This is a genomic window from Aquamicrobium sp. LC103 (assembly GCF_001014615.2).
Taxonomy (GTDB): Bacteria; Pseudomonadota; Alphaproteobacteria; order Rhizobiales; family Rhizobiaceae; genus LBCQ02.
In genome coordinates this window covers 26,682-51,782 of the sequence record NZ_LBCQ02000011.1, presented here as the reverse complement: position 1 = coordinate 51,782, position 25,101 = coordinate 26,682, and the positions used below count along the sequence as shown (strand labels likewise).

General features: G+C 66.0%; 25 protein-coding genes and 1 tRNA gene. 9 read left to right on the top strand and 17 right to left on the bottom strand.

What is annotated here, in order from left to right; genetic code table 11:
- Nucleotides 1-7: 7 nt before the first annotated feature.
- The 6 genes from XW59_RS20720 to XW59_RS20695 all read right to left on the bottom strand — a co-directional run bounded on the left by XW59_RS20720 (nucleotide 8) and on the right by XW59_RS20695 (nucleotide 5,134).
- Nucleotides 8-92 (bottom strand) — tRNA-Leu (locus tag XW59_RS20720).
- An 80-nt stretch (nucleotides 93-172) separates the two neighbouring features.
- On the bottom strand, nucleotides 173-793 hold the full coding sequence (locus tag XW59_RS20715; RefSeq protein WP_047147726.1) for a 2,3-bisphosphoglycerate-dependent phosphoglycerate mutase: 621 nt from the start codon (nucleotides 791-793) through the stop codon (nucleotides 173-175).
- A gap of 58 nt (nucleotides 794-851) precedes the next feature.
- Nucleotides 852-1,652 (bottom strand): 4-hydroxy-tetrahydrodipicolinate reductase, encoded by an 801-nt coding sequence (dapB, locus tag XW59_RS20710; RefSeq protein WP_047147727.1) that lies wholly within the window; start codon nucleotides 1,650-1,652, stop codon nucleotides 852-854.
- 2 nt (nucleotides 1,653-1,654) lie between these two features.
- Nucleotides 1,655-3,493, bottom strand: a complete 1,839-nt coding sequence (locus XW59_RS20705; protein WP_047147728.1) for an ABC transporter ATP-binding protein — start codon at nucleotides 3,491-3,493, stop codon at nucleotides 1,655-1,657.
- 187 nt (nucleotides 3,494-3,680) lie between these two features.
- Nucleotides 3,681-4,709, bottom strand: coding sequence for a glucokinase (locus XW59_RS20700; RefSeq protein ID WP_047147806.1), 1,029 nt, complete (start codon nucleotides 4,707-4,709; stop codon nucleotides 3,681-3,683).
- Between the two features lie 29 nt (nucleotides 4,710-4,738).
- Nucleotides 4,739-5,134, bottom strand: a complete 396-nt coding sequence (locus XW59_RS20695; protein WP_047147729.1) for a methylglyoxal synthase — start codon at nucleotides 5,132-5,134, stop codon at nucleotides 4,739-4,741.
- Between the two features lie 169 nt (nucleotides 5,135-5,303).
- Between XW59_RS20695 and XW59_RS20690 the strand changes: the two genes are divergently transcribed.
- Nucleotides 5,304-5,867 (top strand): TIGR02281 family clan AA aspartic protease, encoded by a 564-nt coding sequence (locus XW59_RS20690; protein WP_047147730.1) that lies wholly within the window; start codon nucleotides 5,304-5,306, stop codon nucleotides 5,865-5,867.
- 321 nt (nucleotides 5,868-6,188) lie between these two features.
- On the opposite strand, the gene XW59_RS20685 is transcribed toward XW59_RS20690, so the two are convergent.
- From XW59_RS20685 to XW59_RS20675, 3 genes are all read right to left on the bottom strand, one after another.
- The gene (locus XW59_RS20685; protein WP_047147807.1) at nucleotides 6,189-6,848 is read right to left on the bottom strand and encodes a peroxiredoxin; all 660 of its coding nucleotides are present in this window, start codon (nucleotides 6,846-6,848) and stop codon (nucleotides 6,189-6,191) included.
- A gap of 169 nt (nucleotides 6,849-7,017) precedes the next feature.
- Nucleotides 7,018-7,764: a class I SAM-dependent methyltransferase gene (locus XW59_RS20680; protein ID WP_137327065.1), complete on the bottom strand. Its 747-nt coding sequence runs from the start codon at nucleotides 7,762-7,764 to the stop codon at nucleotides 7,018-7,020.
- A gap of 135 nt (nucleotides 7,765-7,899) precedes the next feature.
- Complete coding sequence (locus tag XW59_RS20675; protein ID WP_047147809.1) at nucleotides 7,900-8,253, bottom strand: DUF1428 family protein; 354 nt, start codon at nucleotides 8,251-8,253, stop codon at nucleotides 7,900-7,902.
- 176 nt (nucleotides 8,254-8,429) lie between these two features.
- On the opposite strand from XW59_RS20675, the gene XW59_RS20670 reads away from it, so the two are divergent.
- Complete coding sequence (locus XW59_RS20670; protein WP_047147731.1) at nucleotides 8,430-9,056, top strand: hypothetical protein; 627 nt, start codon at nucleotides 8,430-8,432, stop codon at nucleotides 9,054-9,056.
- Between the two features lie 122 nt (nucleotides 9,057-9,178).
- Here the strand turns inward: XW59_RS20670 and XW59_RS20665 are convergent, their stop codons facing one another.
- The 3 genes from XW59_RS20665 to XW59_RS20655 form a co-directional block, all read right to left on the bottom strand.
- Entirely contained in the window at nucleotides 9,179-11,338 is a 2,160-nt protein-coding gene (locus tag XW59_RS20665) for a TonB-dependent receptor (RefSeq protein ID WP_052958356.1), read from the bottom strand.
- A 391-nt stretch (nucleotides 11,339-11,729) separates the two neighbouring features.
- Nucleotides 11,730-13,601 (bottom strand): DEAD/DEAH box helicase, encoded by a 1,872-nt coding sequence (locus tag XW59_RS20660; protein WP_047147732.1) that lies wholly within the window; start codon nucleotides 13,599-13,601, stop codon nucleotides 11,730-11,732.
- Nucleotides 13,602-13,744: 143 nt separating this feature from the next.
- Complete coding sequence (locus XW59_RS20655; RefSeq protein WP_047147733.1) at nucleotides 13,745-15,334, bottom strand: peptide chain release factor 3; 1,590 nt, start codon at nucleotides 15,332-15,334, stop codon at nucleotides 13,745-13,747.
- A 149-nt stretch (nucleotides 15,335-15,483) separates the two neighbouring features.
- On the opposite strand from XW59_RS20655, the gene XW59_RS20650 reads away from it, so the two are divergent.
- Nucleotides 15,484-15,930, top strand: coding sequence for a GNAT family N-acetyltransferase (locus tag XW59_RS20650; protein ID WP_047147734.1), 447 nt, complete (start codon nucleotides 15,484-15,486; stop codon nucleotides 15,928-15,930).
- 34 nt (nucleotides 15,931-15,964) lie between these two features.
- Here XW59_RS20650 and XW59_RS20645 read toward each other — a convergent pair whose 3' ends face one another.
- Nucleotides 15,965-16,570 carry a hypothetical protein gene (locus XW59_RS20645; protein ID WP_047147735.1) on the bottom strand — a complete coding sequence of 202 codons (606 nt, stop codon included), beginning with the start codon at nucleotides 16,568-16,570 and terminating at the stop codon, nucleotides 15,965-15,967.
- A 59-nt stretch (nucleotides 16,571-16,629) separates the two neighbouring features.
- Entirely contained in the window at nucleotides 16,630-17,520 is an 891-nt protein-coding gene (locus XW59_RS20640; RefSeq protein WP_047147736.1) for a LysR family transcriptional regulator, read from the bottom strand.
- A gap of 101 nt (nucleotides 17,521-17,621) precedes the next feature.
- On the opposite strand from XW59_RS20640, the gene XW59_RS20635 reads away from it, so the two are divergent.
- From XW59_RS20635 to XW59_RS20625, 3 genes are all read left to right on the top strand, one after another.
- Complete coding sequence (locus XW59_RS20635; RefSeq protein ID WP_082137746.1) at nucleotides 17,622-18,401, top strand: GNAT family N-acetyltransferase; 780 nt, start codon at nucleotides 17,622-17,624, stop codon at nucleotides 18,399-18,401.
- Nucleotides 18,398-19,576, top strand: a complete 1,179-nt coding sequence (locus tag XW59_RS20630) for an MFS transporter (RefSeq protein ID WP_047147737.1) — start codon at nucleotides 18,398-18,400, stop codon at nucleotides 19,574-19,576. Before XW59_RS20635 ends, XW59_RS20630 begins: the two co-directional genes overlap by 4 nt.
- A 186-nt stretch (nucleotides 19,577-19,762) precedes the next feature.
- On the top strand, nucleotides 19,763-20,293 hold the full coding sequence (locus XW59_RS20625; RefSeq protein ID WP_052958358.1) for a putative glycolipid-binding domain-containing protein: 531 nt from the start codon (nucleotides 19,763-19,765) through the stop codon (nucleotides 20,291-20,293).
- A 27-nt stretch (nucleotides 20,294-20,320) separates the two neighbouring features.
- Here the strand turns inward: XW59_RS20625 and XW59_RS20620 are convergent, their stop codons facing one another.
- Complete coding sequence (locus XW59_RS20620) at nucleotides 20,321-21,139, bottom strand: dienelactone hydrolase family protein (protein ID WP_047147738.1); 819 nt, start codon at nucleotides 21,137-21,139, stop codon at nucleotides 20,321-20,323.
- A 62-nt stretch (nucleotides 21,140-21,201) separates the two neighbouring features.
- On the opposite strand from XW59_RS20620, the gene XW59_RS20615 reads away from it, so the two are divergent.
- The gene (locus XW59_RS20615) at nucleotides 21,202-21,678 is read left to right on the top strand and encodes a helix-turn-helix domain-containing protein (RefSeq protein ID WP_047147739.1); all 477 of its coding nucleotides are present in this window, start codon (nucleotides 21,202-21,204) and stop codon (nucleotides 21,676-21,678) included.
- Between the two features lie 295 nt (nucleotides 21,679-21,973).
- Nucleotides 21,974-22,687 carry a DNA helicase gene (locus XW59_RS20610; protein ID WP_047147740.1) on the top strand — a complete coding sequence of 238 codons (714 nt, stop codon included), beginning with the start codon at nucleotides 21,974-21,976 and terminating at the stop codon, nucleotides 22,685-22,687.
- Between the two features lie 121 nt (nucleotides 22,688-22,808).
- Here XW59_RS20610 and XW59_RS20605 read toward each other — a convergent pair whose 3' ends face one another.
- Nucleotides 22,809-23,693 (bottom strand): NAD(P)/FAD-dependent oxidoreductase, encoded by an 885-nt coding sequence (locus XW59_RS20605; RefSeq protein ID WP_047147813.1) that lies wholly within the window; start codon nucleotides 23,691-23,693, stop codon nucleotides 22,809-22,811.
- A 28-nt stretch (nucleotides 23,694-23,721) separates the two neighbouring features.
- On the bottom strand, nucleotides 23,722-24,156 hold the full coding sequence (locus XW59_RS20600) for an Rrf2 family transcriptional regulator (RefSeq protein ID WP_047147741.1): 435 nt from the start codon (nucleotides 24,154-24,156) through the stop codon (nucleotides 23,722-23,724).
- A 566-nt stretch (nucleotides 24,157-24,722) separates the two neighbouring features.
- Between XW59_RS20600 and XW59_RS20595 the strand changes: the two genes are divergently transcribed.
- Nucleotides 24,723-25,025: a hypothetical protein gene (locus tag XW59_RS20595; RefSeq protein WP_047147742.1), complete on the top strand. Its 303-nt coding sequence runs from the start codon at nucleotides 24,723-24,725 to the stop codon at nucleotides 25,023-25,025.
- Nucleotides 25,026-25,101 lie beyond the last annotated feature (76 nt).

Here is a 25,101-nt window from a genome sequence, read left to right as displayed (position 1 = left end):
GAAATCATGGTGCCCAGGAGAGGACTCGAACCTCCACGCCTCGCGGCACACGGACCTGAACCGTGCGCGTCTACCAATTCCGCCACCTGGGCTAGGTGCGCCGCTGATGTAAGCGGGCACGCTTGAAGTGTCAACGCGATTTCTTCGCTTCGTGACGATTAGTTGTGCGCTCTCAGTGGGAAAGCACTTCCTTGGAGGCGACGGTCGAATCGGCGTTGAGTTTGTAGATCACCGGGACGCCGGTTCCGAGCTCGAGCTTGATCACTTCCTCGCTGCTCAGCCCGTCCAGCGCCATGATCAGCGCGCGCAGCGAATTGCCGTGGGCGGCCACCAGCACGGTCTCGCCGCGCAGCACGTGCGGCTGGACGTCGTGCATGTAATAGGGCCACACGCGCGCGCCGGTGTCGCGCAGGCTCTCGCCGCCGGGCGGCGGCACGTCGTAGGAGCGGCGCCACACATGCACCTGCTCCTCGCCCCACTTGGCGCGCGCGTCGTCCTTGTTCAGGCCCGACAGCTCGCCATAGTCGCGCTCGTTGAGCGCGAGGTTGCGCACGGTATCGAGGTCGCCCTGGCCGACCGCGTCGAGAATGTGCTGGCAGGTCACCTGGGCGCGCGACAGCACCGAGGTGAAGGCGATGTCGAAGCGCATTCCACGCGCCTTGAGCTTGGCGCCCGCCGATTTCGCCTCCGCATGGCCCTGCTCGGTCAGGCCGGGATCGCGCCAGCCGGTGAAGAGGTTCTTCAAGTTCCATTCGCTTTGGCCGTGGCGGACGAGAACGAGCGTTCCTGACATCTGATGCTCCTGTTGGGTGAAGTTGCTTGTCGGCGAGACCGGAGGCCGGGTCGTGGATCTAGAGCCCCAGCACGTCGCGCATGGAATAGAGGCCGGGCTTCCTATCGCGCGCCCACAGCGCCGCCTTGATCGCGCCCTGGGCGAACAGCGAGCGGTCCTCGGCACGGTGCGAAAGCTCGATCCGCTCGCCGGCGCCGGCGAAGATCACCGAATGGTCGCCCACCACCGTGCCGCCGCGCAGCGTCGCGAAGCCGACCGTGCCTTCCTCGCGGGCACCGGTGTGGCCGTCGCGAACGCGGACGCTCTTTTCGGCAAGCGAGATTTCGCGCCCGCGCGCGGCCGCCTGGCCGAGCAGCAGGGCGGTGCCCGAAGGCGCGTCGACCTTGCGGCGATGATGCATTTCGAGAATCTCGATGTCGAAATCGGCCGCGGCCAGCGCATGCGCGGCCTGCTCCACCAGCGCGGCCAGCAGATTGACGCCAAGGCTCATATTGCCCGACTTCACGATCGTGGCGTGGCGGGCGGCGGCGGCGAATTTCTCCTCGTCCTCGCCCGAGCAACCGGTGGTGCCGATCACGTGCACGATGCGCGCCTGCGCGGCATAGCCGGCGAATTCGACGCTCGCCGCAGGCGCGGTGAAGTCGAGCACGCCATCGGCCTTGGCGAAGGCGGCCAGCGGGTTGTCGGTGATCGCCACGCCGCAGGCGCCGATGCCGGCAAGCTCGCCGACATCCCGCCCGACATCGGGCGAACCGTGTCGCTCGACCGCGCCGGCAAGATGGACTTCCGGCGTGTCGTGGATCGCGCGCACCAGCGTCTGGCCCATGCGGCCGGCTGCTCCCACGACGACAAGACCCATGGTCATTTCACGTTCTCCCTGTCAAAGGCGGCCTCGCCCGCCATGGCGGCATCGTCGACGAGGCCCAGTCCGCGCTCGCTTTGCAGCCGGTGGAAACGCGCGTAGAGCCCATCCTTGCGGCTGGCGAGGCTGCGGTGGGTGCCCTCCTCGGCGACGCGGCCTTCCTCCATCACCACGATGTGGTCGGCATCGACGACGGTCGACAACCGATGCGCGATCACGATCGTCGTCTTCGACTTCATGATCTCGTCCAGCGCCTCCTGCACGCGCGCCTCCGATTCATTGTCGAGCGCCGAGGTCGCCTCGTCCAGAAGCAGGATCGGCGCGTTGCGCACGATGGCGCGGGCGATCGACAGGCGCTGGCGCTGCCCGCCGGAAAGCGTCACGCCGTTCTCGCCGACCAGCGTGTCGTAGCCTTCCGGCATCTGGCGGATGAATTCGTCCGCATGCGCCAGCCGCGCCGCCTCCTCGATCTCGGCGTCCGTGGCGTCCGGCCGGCCGTAGCGGATGTTGTCGCGTACCGAGCCCTCGAAGAGATAGGGGTGCTGCGAGACATAGGCGATCTGCCGGCGCAGCGAATGCTTGGTCACCTCGGCGATGTTCTGCCCGTCGATGAGGATCGCGCCGCCTTCCACGTCGTAGAAGCGCTGCAGCAGCACGACCAGCGTCGATTTTCCGGCACCCGAACCACCGACGATCGCCGTCGTCTTGCCTGCCGCGGCGCGGAAACTCACCTCGTGCAGCACCGGCAGGCCGGGCGCGTAGCCGAAGGAGATGCGATCGAGCCGGATTTCGCCCTTGCCGACGTCCAGTTCCTTCGCGCCGGGCATGTCGCGCTGGTGGGGCTTGATGTCGAGCAGTTCGTAGATCATGCGGGCGTTGACCAGCGAGCGCTCCAGGCCGACCTGCACGCGCGCGAGCCGGCGCGCCGGATCGTAGGCGAGAAGCAGCGCGGTGATGAAGGCGAAGACCGAGCCCGGCGGCTCGCCGCCCACCGAGGCGCGGTAGGCCGCATAGCCGATCACGCCGGCGATCGCGAAGCCCGCGAGGATTTCCGAGATCGGCGTGACGCGCTCGGAAACGCGGGCGATCTTGTTCGCCTGGCTCTCGGCTTCCGCGATGAGTTGCGACAGCTTCGCGGAAAGCTGCTCCTCCATCGTGAACGCCTTGACGATGGCGATGCCTTGCGTCGCCTCCTGCATGGCGCCGACGAGACGTGCGTTCACCTCCACCGAGGCGCGGGCGACGCGGCGCAGCCGGCGCATGATCTTGTTGACGACGAAGATCAGCGGCGGGCCGATCAGCAGAGCGATCGCCGACAGGACGGGATCGAGCGCGATCATCGCACCCACCAGCGCGACGAGCAGCACGGCGTCGCCGGCGATCGACTTCAGCGTCATGCTGAGCATGTCGCGGACGCCGAGCACGTTCTCGTTGATCTGGGCGGCGAGCCGCCCCGAGCGCGTGTCGGTGTAGAAGTCGAGCCCGAGCCTCATCAGATGGTCGAAGATGCGCTGCTGGTAGCGCGCGACGAGATTGTTGCCGATCTTGGCGAGGATGACCGCCTGGCCGTAGGTGGCCAGTCCGCGCACCACGAAGACGCCGGCCACGGCTGCGCAGATCAGCGGGATGAGGCCGAAATCGCCCCTGTAGAACACGTCGTCGATGAGCGGCCTCATCACCCAGGGGATGAAGGCGGTGGCGCCGGCGATCGCGAGCAGGCACAGCACCGCGAGGCCGTAGAGCGGCAGATATTCCCGCGCATTCTCGGAAAGCACGCGCCTCAGAACGGCGACGATCTCGCCGGGCGCGGGTTTCTCTTTGGTATTGGCTGATGCCAAGGCGCCTTGTCTCTCGTTCGCATCCGCACGGCCGAAATCGGGACATTTCCGCCGTCAGCGCATGCCTATGCCCTCTGGCGGCGCATCATGCAATCGACAAATCGCCTCGGGCGACGCGTCTGCCCTGACGCCGAACGGCGCGCGAGCGTCGCGTCCCCGCCCCTGATGCCCGCGCGGTCGAAAGGGTTCAGCCTTTCCGCCAACGCCGTCCGTCGGTCTCCACGCCGAAGCGAGCCGGCGTGCGGGCATAGGCCGCAAGCCCGGTCAGCGCCGCGAGCGGATGCGTGATCACATAGACCGGCATCGTCTCCATGAGCTGACGGTGTGGCGCCTTGTCGTCGAAGGCGGCGCGGAAATCGCCATTCGTCAGCGCGGGAACTATTTTCTGGGCGATCCCGCCGGTCAGATAGACACCGCCGCGGCTCATGAAGACGAGCGCGAGGTCGCCGGCGGTGCGGCCGAGGCAGGTGACGAAAAGCTTCAGCGCTTCCACCGCCACCGGGTCGCTGCCGGCGAGCGCCGCGCTGGTCACCTCGGCGGGTGTCGAGAGGACCGCTTCCTCGCCGTCGGTCTTGGCCACGGCGCGGTAGACGTTCACCAGTCCGCGCCCGCACAGGATCTGCTCGCCCGAGATGCGGTCCTCGATCGGCTCGATGTTCGGCCAGACCTCGTGGTCGCGCGGGGTGCGCGGGCCGATGTCCATGTGGCCGCCTTCGCCGGGCACCGGTATCCACATGTGCCGGGCATGCACCAGCCCGGCGACGCCGAGGCCCGTGCCGGGACCGAGCACCACGCGCCCGGCCGCCTCGTCGCGTTCGCCGCCGCCGATCTTCTCCATGTGCTCGGGACCGAGCGCGACGACGGCGAGCGCCTGTGCCTCGAAGTCGTTGAGCACCACGATCTCCTCGAGCCCCAGGCTTTCGAACATCTGCTTCGGCCGCACCACCCAGTCGCAATTGGTCAGGTCGATCTCGTCGCCGTCGACCGGCCCGGCCACCGCCAGCAGGGCCGAACGCGGCAGGATCGAGGTGCGGTCGAGGATAGCCGTCTGGATCGCCTCGTCGATGGTGGCGAAATCCGCCGTGCGCACGTTCGGAAAAGCCTTCGGCTCCGCGTAGGAATCCACCAGGATCGCGAAGCGCGCATTGGTGCCGCCGATATCGCCGATGAGGACGGGAAATTTCAGCGTGGCCACTTCTTCGTTCTGATATGCCATTTGCGCTGCCGGTTCTGTCTCGCGTTGTGTCACTCGCCCTCGCGCAAGCCCGCCACGAAATGGCCGAGCACGATCTCCGCCGTGGCGAGATTGAGCGCGAGGGGAATATCATAGACGATCGCGAGGCGCATCAGCGCCTTCACGTCGACATCGTGCGGCAGCGGCGTCAGCGGGTCGACGAGGAAGATCACCGCGTCGATCCGCGCTTCCGCGATCAGGGCGCCGATCTGCTGGTCGCCGCCGAGCGGGCCGCTCTTCAGCCGCCTCACCGCAAGGCCGCTGGCGTCGGCGACCCTTTGCCCGGTCGTTCCCGTCGCCACGAGATCGCAGGCGGACAGGAAATCGGCATGCTTCACGGCGAAGGCGACGAGGTCGTCCTTCTTCTGGTCGTGCGCGATCAGCGCCAGGCGCGGTCCGTTCGCCAATCGATCCTCCGGCGGGTTGGGAAATTAAATCGGTTTAGTGTCGCAATGCCCGGATTGTCAAGGAAGGGCGCGCGAACACCGCGCCTTAACCATGCCGCGACAGTGGCGGCCGCCGTTAATCCCGCGCTCATCGCGTTGCCTCATCCTCGCCCGCGCAAACAGGTGCGCGATGCTGCAGAAACTCGTCATGGCCGGAACGGTTGCCGCAATGGCGGCTTTCGTGCCGATCCTTCATGAATCGAACCCGGCGCTGCTGGAGGGGCTGATGCGCCTCGCGCTGGGTGGCGAGCCCGCGCCCGCTCCGGTTTCCGCGGTCGTTAAGCACCGGGACGCCATCGATGGGGCGGCGCAAATCCTGCCGGGCAGGAAGGTGCGGCTCGCGTCCGACCGCTCGGGACATTTCACCTCCGGCTTCAAGCTGAACGGGCGGAATGTCGAGGCGATGATCGACACCGGCGCGACCTATGTCGCCATCAACCGCTCGACGGCGCGGCGCATCGGCCTCGATCTCGCATCCTCCGACTTCCGCCACGAGATCGACACCGCCAACGGCAGGACGCGCGCCGCCGGCGCCATGATCGACAGGATCCAGATCGGCAGGATAGATCTCGCCGACGTGCAGGCGGTCGTCCTCGAAGATTCGGCACTTTCCGGCACGCTGATAGGGATCAGCTTTCTCAGTCGGCTGAAATCCTACCGGGTCGAGCAGGGCGCGCTGGTCATGGAGCAATAGGACGGCGCACAGCCGGCATGACGCGCCCCTGAAGGGATCGCGCCTTTGCCGGCTTCCCACGCTGTTCCAGGCGCGTAACGCCTACTCGGCGGCCATTGTGTAAAGGCCCGCGATCAACGCCACGAGCACGGCCGCCCATACGACCTTCCATGAATTCGTTTCATTCATGGCTTCCTCCCTTGTCCTCCTCTCACGAGGATTCCTCGGCAAAGCCACCATAGCACGTCAAGCCGGCAGGGATAAGGAAGGACCGCCTTTCCGCTTCTCGCTCTCTCCCGAACCGCCACCCTCTCCCCACGGGGAGAGGGCGCGACGCCCGCCTCAGGCGGACGGCTGCTTGGTCTTGCGCAGATAGGGGAGGATCGTGTCGTAGGAGCCGAAGCGCTTGACCGCGTCCTCGTTGGAAACGGCGGCCGTGATGATCACGTCCTCGCCCTGCTTCCAGTTGGCCGGCGTCGCCACCTGGTGCTTGGCGGTCAGCTGGATGGAATCGATCGCGCGCAGGATCTCGTCGAAATTGCGCCCGGTCGTCATCGGATAGGTCAGCACCAGCTTGATCTTCTTGTCCGGACCGATCACGTAGACGGACCGCACCGTCGCGTTGTCCGCCGGGGTGCGGCCCTCCGACGAGTCGCCGGCATCGGCCGGCAGCATGTCGTAGAGCTTGGCGATCTTGAGGTCCTTGTCGCCGATCAAGGGATATTCGACCGAAAAGCCGGTCGCGGTCCTGATGTCTTCCTTCCACTTGCCGTGGCTTTCGACCGGGTCGACCGAGATGCCGATGATCTTGACGTTGCGCTTCCTGAACTGGTCCTCCAGCCCCGCCATCGTTCCAAGCTCGGTGGTGCAGACCGGCGTGAAATTCTTCGGATGGGAGAAGAGAACGGCCCAGCCGTCGCCGATCCATTCGTGGAAATTGATCTTGCCCTGCGTGGTCTCGGCAGTGAAATCCGGGGCGGTGTCGTTGATGCGAAGGCCCATGGTCGTCTCCCTTCCTGTTTTTGCCCGGCGCCCGTGGGCGGGCGCCTCGTCGGCGAATGCGTCATCGCTATCATAGCGCAATCCCGCGCCGAGGCGAGAACATCGAGGGCGAAAATCGCCCATTCACGAAAACATGCCCCTGAAATCTGCGGTTGCACGAAAAATTATTCTACAACGTCGCCGGCACATGCCGGTAGATCGCGGCCGGCACCGGCAGCGCCAGACGCTCCAGGAAACCGCACGCGTCCAGCAGGCCGGCATGAACGGCATTGCAGTAGATCAGGTAGACGGTCCGGTCCTCCTCGCCGAGCGAGGAGGCGAGACCGGCGATGACGCGCTCGAACACGTCCTTCCCGAACGGGTTGAAGAGAAAGAAGACGAGGTTGCCGCGCGGCGGCGGCCAGTCGGCCGCGTCGGCGCAGACCGACATGACGTCGGCGCACCGTACCCTCGGGCCGACGTAGCGGCGAAAATTCTCCCGCGCAATGTCGCAAAGCTCCGGCGAGAACTCGACGCCGAGAACCCGCCTGAACGGATATTCCGAGGCGACCAGCAATGTCCGGCCCTTGCCGGAGCCGAGATCGACGAAGGTGAAATCCTCGTGGCGGATCGGCAGGCTGTCGAGGGTCTTCCTCACCACCTCGGGATCGGAGGCTTCGTAGCGCACGCCCTGCGCGCGAAAGGGGCTGTCTATGTCGAGTCGCCACAACGGTACGATCTCCTGCGTGTCGGTGCCGAATTCAGCATCGAACCCGCCGCTCGTTCGGGGCTGCGGCGACCGGCCCGACAGCCGGGCGGCGGCGATCGCGGCCGAGCGCTTCAGCGTCGCGCCGACGCCGTCGCGAGCCGCCTTGTCGGCCACGGCGCGGAGAAGCGACCGGAGTTGCGCGCCGCGCATGGCGACATGTTCCAGCATCCGAAAAATCCCGGCAGGATCGGCTGCTCAACCCTATGCGCCGAGCGCGGGTCCCGCCATCCGCCGAAGGGTAAGCACTTTTGCCGTGCCTGCCCTTCATGCTTCGCCATAAGGTGGATGCTTCCGGCGTATTCGCTACAGTTCGAGGAACGGCGCGAAACCGCCAAAGATCATGCGCTTGCCGTCGAACACGTTCCTCCAGCGGTCGCCGGCGAGCCGCGGGTCCGACATCACCTTGGCGTTGATCTCGTCGCGTTTCTCGCGCGATTCATAGGTGATCCAGGAAAAGATGACGACCTCGTCCTCCTTCGCCTGCACGGCGCGGGGGAAGGACGTCAGCTCGCCATAGGGAACGTCGGCGGCGACGCATTCCACATAGGTGAGCGCGCCGAGGCTCATCCACACGTCGCCGGCCACGCGTGTCATCTCCTTGTATTCTTCCAGGTTCGCCTTCGGCACCGCAAGCAAAAATCCATCGACATAAGCCATTTCGGGTCTCCTCTTCATCGACCGAACATAGGACGTTCGGGACCTCGGGAAATCGACGGCGCATCGCGATTTTTTGCTGGGCGGATGGAAGGGCGGGGACCGCAAGCGCTTCGGCCGGCCATTGCACCCCGCCAACGATCGCTTCATAACACCATCGGGGCGAATCGGGGACGGTCATGGAAGCGTTCATCTACGGGCGGAGGTTCCGCCATGCCTTACTGCTGGCAATCGCGGCGGTTCTGATAATAGCGGCGATACTGGCCGCCACGATGGGCCTGTACGAGGTTTCGATCGAGGAAGGGCCGCTGGAGACCAGCCAGGAGGTCTTTCTCCTCATCGCCGCGATCGCATTCGGCGCCGCGGCCTTCCACGAGAGGCAGGCCGGGCGGATGGCGGCCTTCGGCGCCTGCGTCCTCAGTGTCGTCTTCTTCCTGCGGGAGCTCGAGCTTCCGGTCTCGGGACCGGTGACGGCCTATCTGAATTCCCACGCCTTCCGATGGCACGAGGGGATCGTCGTCGCGGCGATCGCCATTCCCTATCTGGCCGCGCGCTGGCGCTACATTCCGGCCTATGTCGACTATCTCCGCAAGCTGCACGCATGGCCCTATGTGCTGACCGCCGTGCTGCTGCTCGTCGGCGAATTTCTCGACGGGCGATACTCGCTCGCCGGCATCGAGCATCTTCCGATGTTCTTGGAGGAAACGGCGGAAACCGTCGCTTATCTCACCTTCGCATTCGCCGGCTGCGCGACCTTCCTGGCTGCGGCGAGGATCGGACGCCGGCGCGCGGCCGACAATACTTGAAAGGCGGCCTTGGCCCAAACGGGCCAGGCCGGTCCTGCGGATGCCACCCGGGGCTCGCAACGGAAGGTGCGCGCGACCAGGCGCAACTTCCATCCGAGCCCCGGATGGGACCTCATGGACGGCTAGAACCTCGCCGTGAAGCCGCCCATGATCGTACGGCCGGGGCCTTCCCTGGCCTCGTATTCCTTGGCGATGATGTAGCCTTCGTTGGTGATGTTCTCGATCGTGACATAGGCGTTGAAGTTCTCGGTGGCCTGGTAGCTCGCGAAGACGTCGTAGAGCTTGTATTCGGGAACCGGGGTGATGGCGCCCATCACGTTGAACCGCTCGGATTCCGAAACGAAGCGCACGCGGCCGCCCAGCGTCAGCTTCTCCTCGAAGAGACGGATGCCGGCGCTCGCCGTCCAGACCTTCTCGGGCGGTGTGAGCGTCATGCCGAAGGTCGGAGCCGGCGGCACGAGCCGGATGTCGGTGTCCTGATAGGCGAGGCCGGCGAAGGCGAAGCCGAGATCGTAATCGGCCGACAGTTCGAAGCCCTTGAGGCGGCTCGGCGTCGGCATGTTGACATAGGTGAAGTTGAGCCCGCCGACAGTCGACCACGCGCTGGTGATATAATTCTCGACCTCGTTGTCGTAGTAGCTGCCCTTCACCCGCAAGCTGTCGCCGTCGACGAAGACGCTATCGTAGCTGAGATTCGCGCCGATCTCCCAGCCGGTCGATGTCTCGGGCTTCAGGAACGGATTGGGTCTGAACTTCAGGAAGGCCATGCCGCCCGGGTGCGTGCTGGCCATGAGCGTTTCGGTGATCGCCGGCGGACGGAAACCCGACCCGTAGGAAGCGTAGAGCTGCAGCCCGTCGATCGGCGTGACCGCCAGCGTGCCCTTGCCGGTCAGCTTGCCCTCGGATTTGTCGACGTTGAACGGGCCGACCGGAATGAGACCATCCTCGAACGGATTGTTGCCGGAGCCGGTCAGCCTGTAGGCGTCGTAGCGGACGGCGCCGATCAGGTCGACCATGCCCCAGGTGAGCGCGCTCTTGGAAAAGACGCCGCCGATGCCGCGCTCGCCCGAGGGCGTAAGGCCTGAATAGGCAGGGTCCGGCACGCCTCCCGGCACCGTCGAACTCGCCTCCGCATCCACCTCGTCGAAGTAATACTCGCCGCCATATTCGACGGCCAGCGAGGCCGCGCCGAGGTCGAATCTCGACGTGTTGGAGATGCTTCCGCCCGCCCCCTTGTCCTTGTACTCGACATGGGTGTTACGCGAGATGTGGCTCTGCGGGAACCATTGGTGGAAACGGGTGTCGTTGAAATAGGCGTTGATCCTGAGGTCGATCAGATCGTTGTCGGCGGGCGCGTAGGAATAGGCGGTGGTGAAGGTCTTGACGTCCGTCTCCATCCGGGTGCCGGCCTGCGTCGGCGTGTTGCCCACCTCCCAGTCGTTGCCGTAGATCACGGCACCGAAATCCAGTTTCTGGTCGACGCCCGGCGCGAGATTGACCTTGAAGAGCCCGGACCTCGGCTTCTGCCCCGTCCATTGGACCGTCTGGTCCCAGCCGTCCGTGTAATCGGAGGCGTCGCGCCCGCTGATGGCGCCGACGACGCCGGCATTTTCACCGAAACGATAGCCGGCCGCGGTCATGCCGGAATAGCCGTAACCGTTGTCGCCGTACGAACCCTTGGTCAGGATACCCCACTGGCGGTCGGGCGCCACCACGTCGTCGAGCCCGATCGTGCGGAAGTTGACCGCGCCGCCGATGACGCCGGAGCCCTGCGCGGTCGAGACGATGCCGCGCTCGACGTCGACGCCGGCAAGCAGATTCGGATCGACGAAGACCCAGCCATTGGAGCCGTGGCCGCTGACCTGGAGGTTCTGGCGTGCGCCGTCGATGGTCACGGCGTTACGGCCGAAATCCTGCATGCCGCGAATGTTGATCGCAAGCGCCGGCGAGCGGGCGCTGGCCTCGGTAAAGACGCCCGGGATCGTGCGCAGCACGTCGCCGGCGCTCTTCTGGCCGAAGCGCTCGATGTCGACCGCGTCGACCGACGTGACGGCGGCCGGCGTCTTGAAGGCTTCGTCCTTGGTGCCGCCCTTCCTGGCCGTCACCAGAACCGGATCCAACAGGGTGCCGTCGGCGGTCTGGCCGGTTTCTTCCGTTTGGCCGCTGCCCGTCTCGCCCGTCCGCTGCTGCGCCAGCACCTGTGAATGTGGAAGCGCGAGATAAAAAGCCACGCCAAGCAGCAACGCCGGCCGCAGCCGCGCCAAAATTCCGGTCCGATTCATGAAAATGCCCCCGTATCCAGTAACCGAGCGAAAGGCTGGCTACTGTAGGCATGGCGAAGGCATGCGAACGAATGGCTGGCGTGTGGAGTTTCCGCGACCTCGGTCGCCACGGAAACGCCCTGTTATCGCCGCAATTTTCGGCCGTCAACAAGGCTCGGCTAGCACGGACGGGGAAAACCCGAGAAAAGCGAAAATCAGCGATCCCTGGGCGCTAGGGCGTTTCAGATGAAATGGAATCGTCGCTTGGAACGCCCCCTCCACCACGCTTCGCGTGGTCCTTCAGGGCGAGCCGCTTGTCGCGGCCGGTCGCACCGTGGATCCTCCCCATTTTCATGGCGGAGGGGACCACGAAGTGGTGGAGGGGGGTGTTTCGGTGAAAACCTGAACCGCCCTAGGCCTCTCCGCGCCGGGACTTGGATTTTCCGGCGCCGCCCGGCTTGCCGGCGTGCTTTCCGCCCTTCTTGCCCTTGGGCTTCCCGTCTTTCGCCCAGGGCTTGCGGTCCGGTTTGCCGGCAGTGCTTCGTTCGGGCGCGCGTTCCTTCGGATAGCCGGATTTCTCGGGCCTGCCCTGACCGAAGCTCTTTGATTTATACGGCTTCTTTCCCGCAGGCGGCCGTCCCGGCGCACCGCGGCTGAAATCGGGCGGCCCGTCCAGCCGGCTCACCATGATGCCGTTCTGCAGTTCGCGCTCCGGGCCGACCGCATCCAGGAAGCGTTCCGCCCAGTCGGCCGCGATCTGCACATAGGTCTCCTCCGGCTGCATCTTGATCGCGCCGATCTCGTGCTTGGTGATCCTGCCGACGCGACAGAGCATCGGAATGAGCCAGCGCGGCTCGGCATTCTGCCTGCGCCCTGCCGAGATCGTGAACCAGACGCTTTCCCCGAACGCCTCGCGCGGCGCCGCGGGCCCGTCCCGCTGCCCCTTGCGGTCGGCCGGGGCGGCAAAGGCCGACAGCTCGATCAGGTCCTCGGGCGCCGACTTGCCGGCGCGCGACATGCGCACGCAGGCGGCCGCGACGCGCTCCGCGCCATGACGTTCCAGAAGAGCCCGGACAAGATCGCCCTCGTCCTCGCCGGGCGGCTCGTCGAAGACGGGATCGGCAAGCAGGCGCTCGTCGTCCCGCTGCACGATCTCTTCCGCCGTGGGCGGGCGCGTCCAGTCGGCCACGATCGACGCGTTCTGAAGCAGGCGGTGCGCCCGATGGCGCGCGCTCGACGGCACGACGAGGACGCTGACGCCCTTGCGGCCGGCGCGCCCGGTTCGCCCGCTTCTATGCAGAAGCGTTTCCGGATTGGTCGGCAGGTCGGCATGAACCACCAGATCGAGGTTCGGCAGGTCGATGCCGCGCGCCGCGACATCGGTGGCGATGCAAACCTTCGCGCGTCCGTCGCGCATCGCCTGCAAGGCATGGGTGCGTTCGTTCTGGCTAAGCTCGCCGGACATGGCGACGACCGAAAACCCGCGATTGTTGAAGCGGGCGGTCAGATGATTGACCGCCGCGCGCGTGCTGCAGAAGACCAGCGCGTTCTTGGCGTCGTAATAGCGCAGCACGTTGATGATCGCGTTTTCCCGGTCGCTCGGCGCGACCGTCAGCGCGCGGTACTCGATGTCGACATGCTGCTTCTTCTCGGCCGCGGTCGTGATGCGGACCGCATCGCGCTGGTAGCTCTTCGCGAGCCTGGCGATCGCCGGCGGCACGGTGGCCGAGAACATCAGCGTCCGGCGCTCGGCGGGGGCCGATTCAAGGATGAATTCGAGGTCTTCGCGGAAGCCGAGATCGAGCATTTCATCGGCCTCGTCGAGCACCACCGCGTGCAGGCCCGACATGTCGAGCGCACCGCGGGTGATGTGGTCGCGCAGCCGGCCGGGCGTGCCGACCACGATATGCGCGCCGCGTTCGAGCGCTCGGCGCTCGGTGCGCATGTCCATGCCCCCGACGCAGGAGGCGATCGACGCTCCGGTGGACGCGTAGAGCCATTCGAGCTCGCGCTTGACCTGAAGAGCCAGTTCGCGGGTCGGGGCGATGGCCAGCGCCAGCGGCAGGCCGGCCTCGGCGAAGCGGCCGGCCCCCGCGAGCAATGTCGGCGCCATCGCCAGGCCGAAGGCGACCGTCTTGCCCGAGCCCGTCTGCGCGGAAACGAGCACGTCGGCACCGGTCAGGGCCGGATCGATCACCGCGCGCTGCACCGGCGTCAGCTCGTCGTAGCCGCGGTTCTCCAATGCGCTTGCGAGCGCAGGAACGATGCCTTCGAACTTGGTCATATCAACGTCTTTCGGAATTGTCGCAGCGCGATAGCCCGCGCAAAGCGCATCGTTGCCCAGCGAAAATGGCGGGGCGTGCGATGCTTCTAGATTTTGTGGCCGCGGATGTACAGGGCCGTAACGAAATTCGCCAGGCAGCGGCTCTAAGCCGCCTCGCGCACCTGATAGTCCTTGATCGCGGTGAAGCCTATCTGCTTCCAGCGGTCGGCTTCGTAGTTGAGCCCGAATTCGTGCGGTGCCAGAAACACCGGATCGCCGTCGAGGTCGCGCGCGATGTCGCCGCGATGCGCGTCGATGAAGCGCTGCAGCTCGCCCTTCTCCTCCGCGGAAATCCAGCGGCAGACGGAAAAGCGCGCCATCTCGAAATCGACCGGCAGACCGTATTCGACGCTGAGCCGTTCCTTCAGCACGTCGAGCTGGAGCGCGCCGACCACGCCGACGATCGCCGGCGAACCGTCCTCGGGCATGAAGAGCTGCACCACGCCTTCCTCGGCCATCTGCTCCAGCGCCTCCTTCAGCTTCTTCGCCTTCATCGGATCGCCGAGCCGCACGCGACGCAGGATTTCAGGCGCGAAGTTCGGCACGCCGCGGAACAGAAGCTCCTCGCCCTCGGTCAGCGTGTCGCCGATCCTGAGCGTGCCGTGGTTCGGGATGCCGACCACGTCGCCGGCGAAAGCCTCGTCGGCGGTGATCCGGCTCTTGGCGAAGAAGAATTGCGGCGCCGAAAGGCTCATCGGCTTGCCGGTGCGCACCAGCTTGGCCTTCATGCCGCGTTCGAGCCTGCCCGAGCACACCCGCACGAAGGCGATGCGGTCGCGGTGGTTCGGGTCCATGTTCGCCTGGATCTTGAAGACGAAGGAGGTCATCTTCTCCTCCGTCGCCTCGACCTTGCGGCTGTCGGCCTCCTGGGCGCGCGGCTGCGGCGCGAACGCACCCAGCGCCTCGATCAGGTCGCGGACACCATAGTTGCGCAGCGCGGAGCCGAAATAGACCGGCGTCAGGTGTCCCTCGCGGAAGGCCTTGAGGTCGAAGGGGCGGCATGCCTCGCGGGCAAGCTCCAGTTCCTCGATGAAGGCCGGGCGGTCGTTGTCGGGCAGCAGGCCGGCGACACGGTTCGAGTCCGGCCCGTTGACGGGCGTGCGCTCCTTCTCGTCGTCACCGTGGCGCACGGCGTTTTCGGAAAGATGATAGGTTCCGGCGAAAGTCTTGCCCCGCCCGATCGGCCAGGTGATCGGCGCGGTGTCCAGCGCCAGCTTCTCCTCGATCTCGTCGAGGATCTCGAACGGATCGCGGCTTTCCCGGTCCATCTTGTTGATGAAGGTGACGATCGGAATGTCGCGCAGGCGGCATACCTCGAACAGCTTCAGGGTGCGCGGCTCGATGCCCTTGGCCGCGTCGATCACCATGACCGCCGAATCCACCGCCGACAGCGTGCGGTAGGTATCGTCGGCGAAATCCTCGTGACCCGGCGTGTCGAGCAGGTTGAAGACGTTGTCGCCATATTCGAACGTCATCACCGAGGTGACGACCGAGATGCCGCGCTCGCGTTCGATCTTCATCCAGTCCGAGCGGGTCTGGATCTTGTCCTTCTTCGCCTTCACCTCGCCGGCGAGCTGGATCGCTCCGCCGAAAAGCAGCAGCTTTTCGGTCAGCGTGGTCTTGCCGGCATCCGGATGCGCGATGATCGCGAAGGTGCGGCGGCGCGCCACCGCGTCGGCGATTTTCTCGGCCATGATGAGAAGTTCCTTTTGGATCGGCGGGCTTTTATCAGCGCATGGCCGGGCTGTCGAATGGAAATGGCACCGCAGCCGGACGAGATTGACTCGGCGTGCGGCTCCACGCGATTGCTGGATTTCAGCGTCGTTCGGGAAAGGACGGGAAGATGCCCCATGAATTGCGGCCGGTGAGCTCGCCGGAAGACTGGAAGCGCCTGCATGCGATCCGGCGCGCCGTTCTCTTCGCACCCGACCGGCACGCCGTCGATTACGACGAGAACCATCCCGACGACCGCGCGGAAGGAAACATCCCCTTCCTGCTGCTTCTCGACGGCCGGGCGATCGGAGTCGTCCGGATCGATTTTCGTGGCGCGACGGCCGTCGTCCGGCTGGTCGCGATCGCGGAAGCGGAGCAGCGCAAGGGCCATGGACGGACGCTCGACGCCCTCGTCGCGGCCGAGGCGAGAAGGCGGGGCGTGAGCTCGCTCCGCGTCAACGCCGCGCCGGACGCGGTCGGGTACTACGAGAAAGCCGGTTGGCTGCCTGCGAGCTGGGACAGGAGCGAGCTTGTCGGGATCGCGAAGGACTGCGTGCAGATGACGAAGGCATTGTAGGCCGGGGCCGGCTCCTCCTCGCGGCCTGAAACTGCTACAGCGCTCGCGCCCAGTCGTGATCGGGATGCGCCACATCAAGAGAGGCCTTCAGCCAGGCGCGTTCCGGCCCCGCCAGCTTCGGCAAGGCGTTCCCGAAGTCGATCTCGTCCTTGGCGCGCCGGTGCTTCGCCTTGAACAGGAGCACGCCGGCGGGCTTCAGATAAGGCACGCCGTCAGGCGTCGTGTCGATCATTTCGGCGCGCGGCCGGACTATGGTAGGTTCTCTCTTGTAGGCCCATGTGCCCGGCGTTCCCGGCTCGATCATCATGTCGACCCGCCAGCGTCGTTTCTTGCCATCGAGGCACCAGATCTGAAAGATCCCGGCCGGCGGCACGGCGCTCGGCGGCAGATATTCGACAAGTCCGTCACCGGCCGTGTAGAAATCCATCTCCCCCAGCACCCGGCGGAAAATGTCGAGATCGCCGCGCAGGATCGTGAATTCGAGGTCGTCATGGTCCCGGGTCTGGCGTCCATGCCAGAGATCGAGAGCCCAGCCGCCGACGACGCACCAGGGCCGGGAGACCTTCCGCAGCCGGGTTGCCAGCTCCGACGGATGCCAGGCATCCCACGCGTCGTGATCGGGTTGCGCCCGCGTGCTCATTGGGTTTTCGGTCTCCGTCCGGCCTGTGCGGGACATATATCAGCGCGATCCCGCCGATGCTATTGCCGCCCGGCAAGGCCCTTGAACGCCTCGACCGTCTCGCGCAGGCCGCGGTGCAGCTTCTTGTCCTTGCGCACGATGATCGCCAGCGTGCGGTGCAGCCGAGGCTTCAGCGGGCGCACGGTCAGGGAAACGCCCTGCCTGGGCCCGCGGACGGCCATACCTGGAAGGATCGAGCATCCGAGCCCCGCGCCGACCAGTTCCTTGATGGCCTCGACGCTGCCGAGCGACATGATCGGCTTGGGCGCCGGCCCGCCCCTCGATAGCCATTCGTCGGCGATGCGTCTCGTGCTGCCGCCGGGCTCGAAGAGTATCAGCGGGTGCCTCGCCAGCGTCTCGCGGCCGACCGCCTCGGGCAGGTCGAGTTCGGCCGGCGCGACCGCGACGAACTCGTCGTCGAGTACGGGAATGACCTCGAGCGCACGACCCGCCGCCGGCAGCGTCACCAGGCCGACATCGATCGTGTTCGCCTCGACCGCCTTGACGAAATCGTTCGTGTTGCCCGTGCTGACGGTGATCTCGAGGCTCGGAAAGCGCTGCTTCAGTTGCCGCAGCAGCGCCGGCAGAAGATAGATGCAGGCGGTTGCACCCGTGCCGATCCGCACGCGTCCCATCGCGCCGGTCGCGTGCCTCGCCATTTCGTCGACGGCGGTCGCGGCCAGCTCGCGCAACTGCCGGGCGAATTCCAGGAAGCCGGCACCGGCCGCCGTCGGCTGCGCCCGTCGTCCCACGCGCTCGATCAGCACGACGCCGAGATGCCGTTCGAGCTGGCGGACCTGCAGGCTGACCGCCGGCTGGGTCAGGCCCGCACGATCGGCCGCCGCCGAGAAGCTGCCCAGTTCGACGACGTCGAGAAAAGCCTGTACCTGGTCGAGATTGAGCCCTCGCATGCCAAAGAATTTCTCATACCTCGCATAAGAAGGCAAAGCTTCCCTTATTTCTCAGCCGGCGTATCATCCCGCTGTGCCTGCTTGTGAAGTTGCCGAAGCCGATGACCTTGAAGCTGCCGCTCATCCTGATCCATGCCGCCGGAGAGTTGTGCCTCCATATCGCCGGATCGCCGCGATCGAGGATCAGGCAATTGTCGACGCTTCGGGAACTGGACGGCAGATTGCTGGACGACGTCGGAATCGAGCGCATGCAGATCGAAAGCTGCCGCTGGTGGAAGGGGCTGGGTATGGATTTTACGATTAAAGGGAATGGGAAGACGGCGTGCCCGCCTCCCCTGCTTCGCGTGCGACGGGCAACCGACGCCGACATGCCGGCGATCCAGGCGATCTACGCCCACCATGTCGCCCACGGGCTGGCGAGTTTCGAGACCACGCCTCCCGGCATCGAGGAAATGCGGGCGCGGCGGGCCGCGATCCTGGACCTCGCCCTTCCCTATCTGATCGCCGACACGGCGGAGGGCGTCGTCGGCTATTGCTATGCCGGACCCTACCGGCCGCGCCCGGCCTACCGCTACACGCTGGAGGATTCCGTCTACGTCGCGCCGGGCCACGAGGGCCGCGGCATCGGGGCGGCACTGCTCGGCGCGCTCATCAGCGAATGCGAGGCCGGCCCCTGGCGGCAGATGGTGGCCGTCATCGGCGACAGCGCCAATCTCGGCTCGATATCGCTCCATCGCAAGCTGGGTTTCGAGCCCGTCGGCACCATCCGCTCCGCCGGCTTCAAGTTCGGCCGGTGGGTGGACACGGTGCTCATGCAGCGGGCGCTCGGCGTAGGCGATCTGGTTCTTCCCGACGACGCGCCGCGACAGGCGGCGCGGTGATCCCGCGCCGCGCGATCGTCTGCCTCGGGCTGTCGCAGCTCATCTCCTGGGGAATCTCCTACTATCTCATCGGCGTCTTCGGCGAACGCATCGCGGCCGATCTCGGCTGGTCGCGCGAGACCGTCTATTCCGGCTTCTCGCTCGCCCTGCTGGCGATGGGCGTGAGCTCTCCCCTGGTCGGGCGGCTGGTCGACAGGCGCGGCGGCAAGCTGGCGATGATCGCCGGCGCGGTGTTCAACGCCTGCGGCTGCCTGATGCTCGCGGCCGCGCAAACCCATCTCGTTTATTTCTGCGCCTGGATCCTGCTCGGCCTGGGCATGCGACTGTCGCTCTACGATGCCGCCTTCGCCGCGCTCGCAAGGATCGGCGGTCCCGGCGCGCGCCGGCCGATGTCGCAGATAACACTGCTCGGCGGCCTCGCCTCGACCGTGTTCTGGCCGATCGGCAACCAGCTCGCCGACCTCTTCGGCTGGAGGGGCGCCCTGATGGGCTATGCCTTCATGGCGCTCGTCACCATCCCGCTGCACGCGACCCTTCCGAATGCGAGATACCGCGAGCCGGTCGCGGCGGCGTCGGCGCACCCGGTGGCCCCGCTTGCCGCGAGCGGGAGGCCGCGCCTCGTCGCGGCGCTGCTCTACGCGGCGATCGTCACGCTGACGAACTTTCTCAATTCCGGCATGTCGGCGCATATGATCGCCATATTGGCGGGGCTCGGGCTGGGCGCTTCGGCGGCCGTCAACGCCGCCACGCTGCGCGGCATCGGCCAGTCGCTGGCGCGGCTCTGCGAGGTGCTGTTCGGGCGCACGCTCCATCCATTCACCTTGAACCTCGCCGCGACGGCCATCCTTCCCCTGGCCTTCCTTGCCGGTCTTCTCGCCAGCGCGCACTGGACCGCCGCGGCCGCCTTCGCGTTCTTCTACGGCGCCGGCAACGGCCTGGTGACGATCACCCGCGGCACGCTGCCGCTGGTGCTGTTCGACCATCGCAGCTACGGCAGTTTCGTCGGCAGGTTGATCGCGCCGAGCTTCCTGCTCTCCGCCGCCGCTCCCGTGATCTACGCGAAGATCATCTCGTCCTCGGGCGAGCAGGCCGCGCTCATCCTGTCCGTCGCGGTCGCATTGCTGACGGTGCTCGCCGCGGCGGCGCTGAAGCTCTTGTTCGGAGAGGGAAAATAGCCCGAAGATGATGACGGGAACCGGCAACGCCCGGGATCGAGCGCTCCATCGGACGGCTTCGGTAACCCCTTGGCGGAGCGGCCGCGTGTCCCCATCCGGGCGCAACTGTTCGCGGTGCCGATGATGCGGTATCAATAAGCACGGCTCGGAGCGCCGCGCCGCCAAGGGGGCGACGGGAGAAGGCCCATGATACGCAAATGGCGTCGGCTGGACGAACCCGGCCTCGAAGTCTTTCGGATCGCGCCCCTGGCAGGCGGCTTCCGCGCCGTCTCGACGATCGTGCATGCGGGGGCCGAGCCGTTCGGCCTCGCCTATGCCTGGTTGCTCGACGAAAATTGGCGGACGCGGCGGCTCGATCTTCGCCTCTTCAATCCGACGCCGCGCGCATTGAAGATCGAACGCGCGCCGGACGGCTGGCTGGTCGACGGACGCGAGGAGCCCGGCCTCGCCGCATGCGAGGAGATCGACCTGTCGGCGACGCCGTTCTGCAACTCACTGGCGATCCGCCATCTCGACGGTCCGGGCGAGATGACCGCGCTGTATGTGAACGCTCCTTCGCTGCAACTCACGCCCTCCCGCCAGCGCTACGAAACGCAGGACGACGGCCGATGGCGGTATATCGATCTCGGCGTGGCGGAAGGCTTCGAGGCCGACCTCACCATCGACGGGGACGGCCTCGTCGCCGCGTACGAAGGCCTGTTCGAGACGTTCGAATAGCCCACGCAAGCCAGGCCGTTCCCGCCCTCAGGCCCTCAGGCGGCGTGAAAAGAACGAAAGGATCTCGTCGCGGGCCTCGAGCGTGGGCTGTCCCTGCTCGTCTATCAGGTGCGCCGTCACGACACTGTGCGGCGTCGTGACATGCTTCCGGAAGAACGGCGGGGGCTCGGCGTTTGCCGCGCTGTCGGGCAGGATACGACCGACGAAGCGATCGCCGAGCGCCTCGGCATACACCGCGAAGCGCTGCGCCTGACAGAAACGGTCGCCCTCGAAACGGTAGGCGAGAACGGTGAGGTCTTCCCGCTCCAGCCTCACCCGGACGGCCGTCAGTTCCTCCGGCGGGCTCTCGACCGCGTCGGCCTTGTCCAGAGGCAGCGACGGTTGCGACACGACCGGAGCGAGCACCGACGGTTCCATCATCATCGACAGCGCGAAATTTCCCGTGAAGCACATGCCGATGGCGCCGATCCCGGGTCCGCCGCATTCTTCGTGCGCAAGCCGGGCGAGCGCGCGGAGCCATTGGGTGACCGGACTTGCGCCGTTGCCGGCGAAGGCCCTGAATTCGGCGCTGACGCAGGCATGCCGGAAGACCGCCGCACCCTCCTCGGCTGACGCGACGGCGCCGTCGCGCCCGAACAGGGACGGCATGAAGACGGCAAACCCAGCGTCGCGAACCCATCGGGCAAACCGCGCGACATGCGGGCTGATCCCCGGCATCTCGGCCATCACGATGACGGCGGGACCCTGGCCGGCGACATACACGGTCTTCACCGCGTCCATCAGGGTGATGCGCCGCGCTTCGAAATCCTCCAGCGGATCATCCGAGTTCATGTCGCGCCGAGCCATCCGACCCTCTCCATCTGGTACCTGATTTTGAACTTAGGCATGCTTGGACTATCTGATACCGTATGTCAAACTCAGATTCCGAGAACTCGATCCGCCGCCGCGCCATGGTGCCGAAGGACGAGTGCCCGATGGCGCTTGCCGCCGAAATGGTGGGCGATCGCTGGACGCTGCTCATCCTGCGCGAGGCCTTCTACGGCGTGCAGCGGTATGACGACATGCGCGCCGATCTCGGCGCGCCCCGATCCATGCTGTCGGATCGGCTCGCCAGGCTCGTCGAACAGGGAATCATGACGCGGCGCGCCTACCGGGAACCCGGCGATCGCGAGCGCCATGCCTATGTCCTCACGGAATCAGGTCGCGCGCTGGCACTGACCCTGTCGGCTTTGACGCAATGGGGGGAAGCCTACATCCTCGGACGGCCGGCTCCCGTGGAGATCGTCGACGGATCGACGGGGGGAGCGCTTCGCGTCGCGCTCGTGGACGAGGCCGGCATTCCGGTGGAGCCCGCAAAAGCAAGGCTGTCCAGGCGCGGGAGCTAGGGTCGCGAGGGGCAATCGGAGCCTTCCGCGCCACCCGAAATACGAGCCGGATGACGCACTGCCCGCAGACCGGGATCGCTCTCGAACGGAGCGGTCCTCGCGCAGCGCAGGGAACCACGAAGGCGATTTCCAGCCGCCGAAGCTTCGTCTATGATCTGATTCTGGCGCGGCCCGCGCCTCCTCCCTCCGCTCGGGAAAGCATCGTTCATGCGGGGCAATTTGATCGTCGAACCGACTGTTCGAGCACCACGCATAAGGAGGGGTTGCGAAGATCGCTCGCGATAGGAGGTATTCGATGAAACTGTCCGCGCCCGTCCATCATTTGAAGCGCAAGGCAAGGCTCCTCTCCCGCAAGGAAGACATCCCGCTTCACGTGGCGCTCGACCGCGTTGCCGTCGCTGAAGATTTTGCCGGTTGGAGCCTGCTTGCGGCGAAAATATCCGCGACCGCGCCTGCCGGCGGATTGTTCACCCGCTTGACGCCCGGCGACATGGTCCTGGTCGGCGCGCGGCCCGGCCACGGCAAGACCCTGATGAGCCTCGAACTGGCGGTGGAAGCCATGAAGTCCGGCAATCGGGGCGTGTTCTTCACGCTGGAAGACACGGAAAAGGACGTTCTGGACCGCTTTCGCGCCATCGGGGCGGAGCCGGCACGTTTCGACGGACTGTTCGAATTCGACAACTCCGACGCCATCAGCGCCGATTACATCGTGAAGTCGCTGCAAACGGCGCCTCGCGGCACGCTCGTGGTCGTGGACTATCTGCAACTGCTCGATCAGAAGCGCGAAAAGCCGGAACTGATGACTCAGATCCGCCAGCTGAAGGCGTTTGCGGGGGACAGGGGGATCATCCTGGTCTTCATCTCCCAGATCGACAGATCATACGATCCGTCGAAGAAGCCGTGTCCAGATATCGACGATGTCCGGTTGCCGAACCCGCTGGATTTGTCGCTCTTCAACAAGACGTGCTTCCTGAACAATGGCGAGGTCCGCTTCCAGGCGGCTAACTGAGGAGTGGCCCCGCCGATCGGCATAGGCTTGCCCCCGTACTTTCGCGGCCGGGCTGCCGCCGATCGCCGGCCTGAGCTCGGCCGGCGATCGGCACCTTTCTGCGGGCCGCCGGCTTCGGAAGCTAACTGAAGATCAGCGAGCGGTGCGCGGCAGCGCCGGCCATGGCGCCGTCGCCGACGGCGAACGAAACCGAACCTGCCGCCCGCGCGGCGTCGCCGCAGGCGAAGACGCCGGGCACGGTGGTTTGCTTCATCGCGTCGGTGCGCAGATAGGAGCCGAGCGGACCTTCATCCAGCGCGCAGCCGAGATCTTGCGCCAATGCGCTGGAAGGCTGTGTTTGGCTGACGGTGAAAAGTCCGGCGAATCCGAGACGCCGTCCGTCGGCGAGCAGCACGTCGGCTTCGCCCGCGATGCCTGAAACCGGCGTCCGTTCCACGCTCACGCCGCGCGCGGCAAGCTGAGCCAGTTCCTCCGCGTCGGGCTCGAAGATGCCGCGGGTCAGCAGGGTCGTCGGCCCCCAATCGGCGAGCAGCAGCGCCTGATGCATCGACACCGGCCCCGTGGCCAGAATGCCGATCGGGCCGCCGCCCAGTTCGTAGCCGTGGCAATAGGGACAATGGAAGGCCGACTTTCCCCAGCGCTCCGCCAGGCCGTCGATCTCGGGCAGCGTGTCGGTGACGCCGAGCGCCAGCACAAGGCGGACGGTCTCGTGCGCATCGCCGTCCGAGGTCGTCACGCTGAAGCCGGCCTCGCTCTTCCGCGCGCCGCTTGCTTCCCCGTCGACCCAAACCAGGTTCGGATAGGCCTCGAGCTGCTTGCGGGCGGTCGCGGCGATCCGCGCCGGGTCGACCCCGTCCTGCGTCAGAAAGCCGTGGGAATGGGCGGCGAAGCGATTGCGGCGCAGGCCGGCGTCGATCACCATCACCTTCCGCCTGGCGCGGGCGACCTGCAGCGCTGCGGACATGCCCGCATAGCTGCCGCCCACGACGATCACGTCATACGGCATCATATCTTCCTTCTTAAAGTTGCTTTCTTCAGCTTCGTCGCCGCGAAAGCCGGCGCGTGAATTCCCCGGCCAGCGCCACGAGCGTCACCTCTCCGAAACGTTGCATCAGCAGCGCCTCGGCCGCCTCGAACGCGTCATCCAGAACGGCGTTCACGGATTGCTCGACCAGGCATTCGGGCGTCTCGTTCCGGTTGCCGATCGCGAAGATGGCGGGCTCGCCGAGCGCCTGGTGGATGTCGCGCAACGTCACCCGCTCCAGATCGCAGGCGATCGACCAGCCGCCGCTATGCCCCCGCTCCGCCTTCACGAAGCCCGCCTCGCGAAGCCCGGCCATGGTGCGGCGGACGACGACGGGATTGGTGCCCATGCACGATGCCAGCGCGTCCGAAGTGGTCGGACCCTCGTTGGCGGCCATGTGCAGAAGGCCGTGCAGGACGGAGGAAAGTCGGCTGTCGCGCTTCATGTAACTTCAGTTATTACATTTATGGCCGCATCGCAAGCCGTAGCTGAACGATCGTCAAATCGGGGCGCCGCCGGCACCTCTCGATGGAGTACGAAAGGGTGGAGGAAAACGATGAAGTCGGCTTCGAAATGTGTCGGAAGAGTGACGGAATCCGTCCCAAATGGAGGACGCAGCCACGGCACCAGACGCACACCGCCACGGTAAGTTTCTGGAAAGGTTAATTCCTTCTTCGCCGCGCCCTTCATGCACGCCTCACGCGAAAGTGGCTAAACTTGGACAACTTTGTGATTGCCTTCGCCACCTTAATATGCGTAATCTTACCTTGGGTAAGGGCAGGGGCATGCCGGCTTGAGCCGGACGGCTTTTTATGGAAGGAACGATGCGGCGGCGTATCATTCTGTTTTCCGGACCGTGTGCCACTGCTGCCCACTCTGGCGAATGCTGTCTGCAACATCGTTTTTCCCCGCAAGGCCGTGATTTCATCCCAGGACCGGGACACCCGGTTTTGGCATCTCGTGTGATCCGCTGACGATCATCTGATCGGCAACTGCAATGGAGAAGTATCGATGGAAGCCATTCTCGCTCAACTGATTGGTGGCGCCGTTGGCGGAGCAGCCGGCGGCAAGGTCGTCAAGAATTCCGACCTCGGAAATATCGGCAACATCCTTGCCGGCGCGGTCGGCGGCGTCGGCGGCGGCCAGTTGCTCGGAGCTCTGCTCGGCGGAGCGACCGGTGATGTCGCGGCCGGAGCCGCGGGCTTCGACATAGCGGCCCTCGCCGGCCAGGTCGTCGGCGGCGGCGTCGCCGGTGCCATCGTTCAGGTCGTCGTCGGCCTCATCAAGAACAAGCTGCTGGCCGCCCGAACCTGATCAGGCCCGACATCTCCCGAGAAATTTCGACCTCGAGAGATTTCGACATGGAGATCTTGAGCAGGATCGGCCGTCG

Excerpts from the sequence above, each read along its gene's own strand:
- XW59_RS20715 (WP_047147726.1), bottom strand. The coding sequence starts at position 793 with ATGTCAGGAACGCTCGTTCTCGTCCGCCACGGCCAAAGCGAATGGAAC.
- dapB (WP_047147727.1), bottom strand. The coding sequence starts at position 1,652 with ATGGGTCTTGTCGTCGTGGGAGCAGCCGGCCGCATGGGCCAGACGCTG.
- XW59_RS20700 (WP_047147806.1), bottom strand. The coding sequence starts at position 4,709 with ATGGCATATCAGAACGAAGAAGTGGCCACGCTGAAATTTCCCGTCCTC.
- XW59_RS20690 (WP_047147730.1), top strand. The coding sequence starts at position 5,304 with ATGCTGCAGAAACTCGTCATGGCCGGAACGGTTGCCGCAATGGCGGCT.
- XW59_RS20685 (WP_047147807.1), bottom strand. The coding sequence starts at position 6,848 with ATGGGCCTTCGCATCAACGACACCGCCCCGGATTTCACTGCCGAGACC.
- XW59_RS20680 (WP_137327065.1), bottom strand. The coding sequence starts at position 7,764 with ATGCTGGAACATGTCGCCATGCGCGGCGCGCAACTCCGGTCGCTTCTC.
- XW59_RS20675 (WP_047147809.1), bottom strand. The coding sequence starts at position 8,253 with ATGGCTTATGTCGATGGATTTTTGCTTGCGGTGCCGAAGGCGAACCTG.
- XW59_RS20670 (WP_047147731.1), top strand. The coding sequence starts at position 8,430 with ATGGAAGCGTTCATCTACGGGCGGAGGTTCCGCCATGCCTTACTGCTG.
- XW59_RS20665 (WP_052958356.1), bottom strand. The coding sequence starts at position 11,338 with ATGAATCGGACCGGAATTTTGGCGCGGCTGCGGCCGGCGTTGCTGCTT.
- XW59_RS20660 (WP_047147732.1), bottom strand. The coding sequence starts at position 13,601 with ATGACCAAGTTCGAAGGCATCGTTCCTGCGCTCGCAAGCGCATTGGAG.
- XW59_RS20655 (WP_047147733.1), bottom strand. The coding sequence starts at position 15,334 with ATGGCCGAGAAAATCGCCGACGCGGTGGCGCGCCGCCGCACCTTCGCG.
- XW59_RS20650 (WP_047147734.1), top strand. The coding sequence starts at position 15,484 with ATGCCCCATGAATTGCGGCCGGTGAGCTCGCCGGAAGACTGGAAGCGC.
- XW59_RS20645 (WP_047147735.1), bottom strand. The coding sequence starts at position 16,570 with ATGAGCACGCGGGCGCAACCCGATCACGACGCGTGGGATGCCTGGCAT.
- XW59_RS20640 (WP_047147736.1), bottom strand. The coding sequence starts at position 17,520 with ATGCGAGGGCTCAATCTCGACCAGGTACAGGCTTTTCTCGACGTCGTC.
- XW59_RS20635 (WP_082137746.1), top strand. The coding sequence starts at position 17,622 with ATGACCTTGAAGCTGCCGCTCATCCTGATCCATGCCGCCGGAGAGTTG.
- XW59_RS20625 (WP_052958358.1), top strand. The coding sequence starts at position 19,763 with ATGATACGCAAATGGCGTCGGCTGGACGAACCCGGCCTCGAAGTCTTT.
- XW59_RS20620 (WP_047147738.1), bottom strand. The coding sequence starts at position 21,139 with ATGGCTCGGCGCGACATGAACTCGGATGATCCGCTGGAGGATTTCGAA.
- XW59_RS20615 (WP_047147739.1), top strand. The coding sequence starts at position 21,202 with ATGTCAAACTCAGATTCCGAGAACTCGATCCGCCGCCGCGCCATGGTG.
- XW59_RS20610 (WP_047147740.1), top strand. The coding sequence starts at position 21,974 with ATGAAACTGTCCGCGCCCGTCCATCATTTGAAGCGCAAGGCAAGGCTC.
- XW59_RS20605 (WP_047147813.1), bottom strand. The coding sequence starts at position 23,693 with ATGCCGTATGACGTGATCGTCGTGGGCGGCAGCTATGCGGGCATGTCC.
- XW59_RS20600 (WP_047147741.1), bottom strand. The coding sequence starts at position 24,156 with ATGAAGCGCGACAGCCGACTTTCCTCCGTCCTGCACGGCCTTCTGCAC.
- XW59_RS20595 (WP_047147742.1), top strand. The coding sequence starts at position 24,723 with ATGGAAGCCATTCTCGCTCAACTGATTGGTGGCGCCGTTGGCGGAGCA.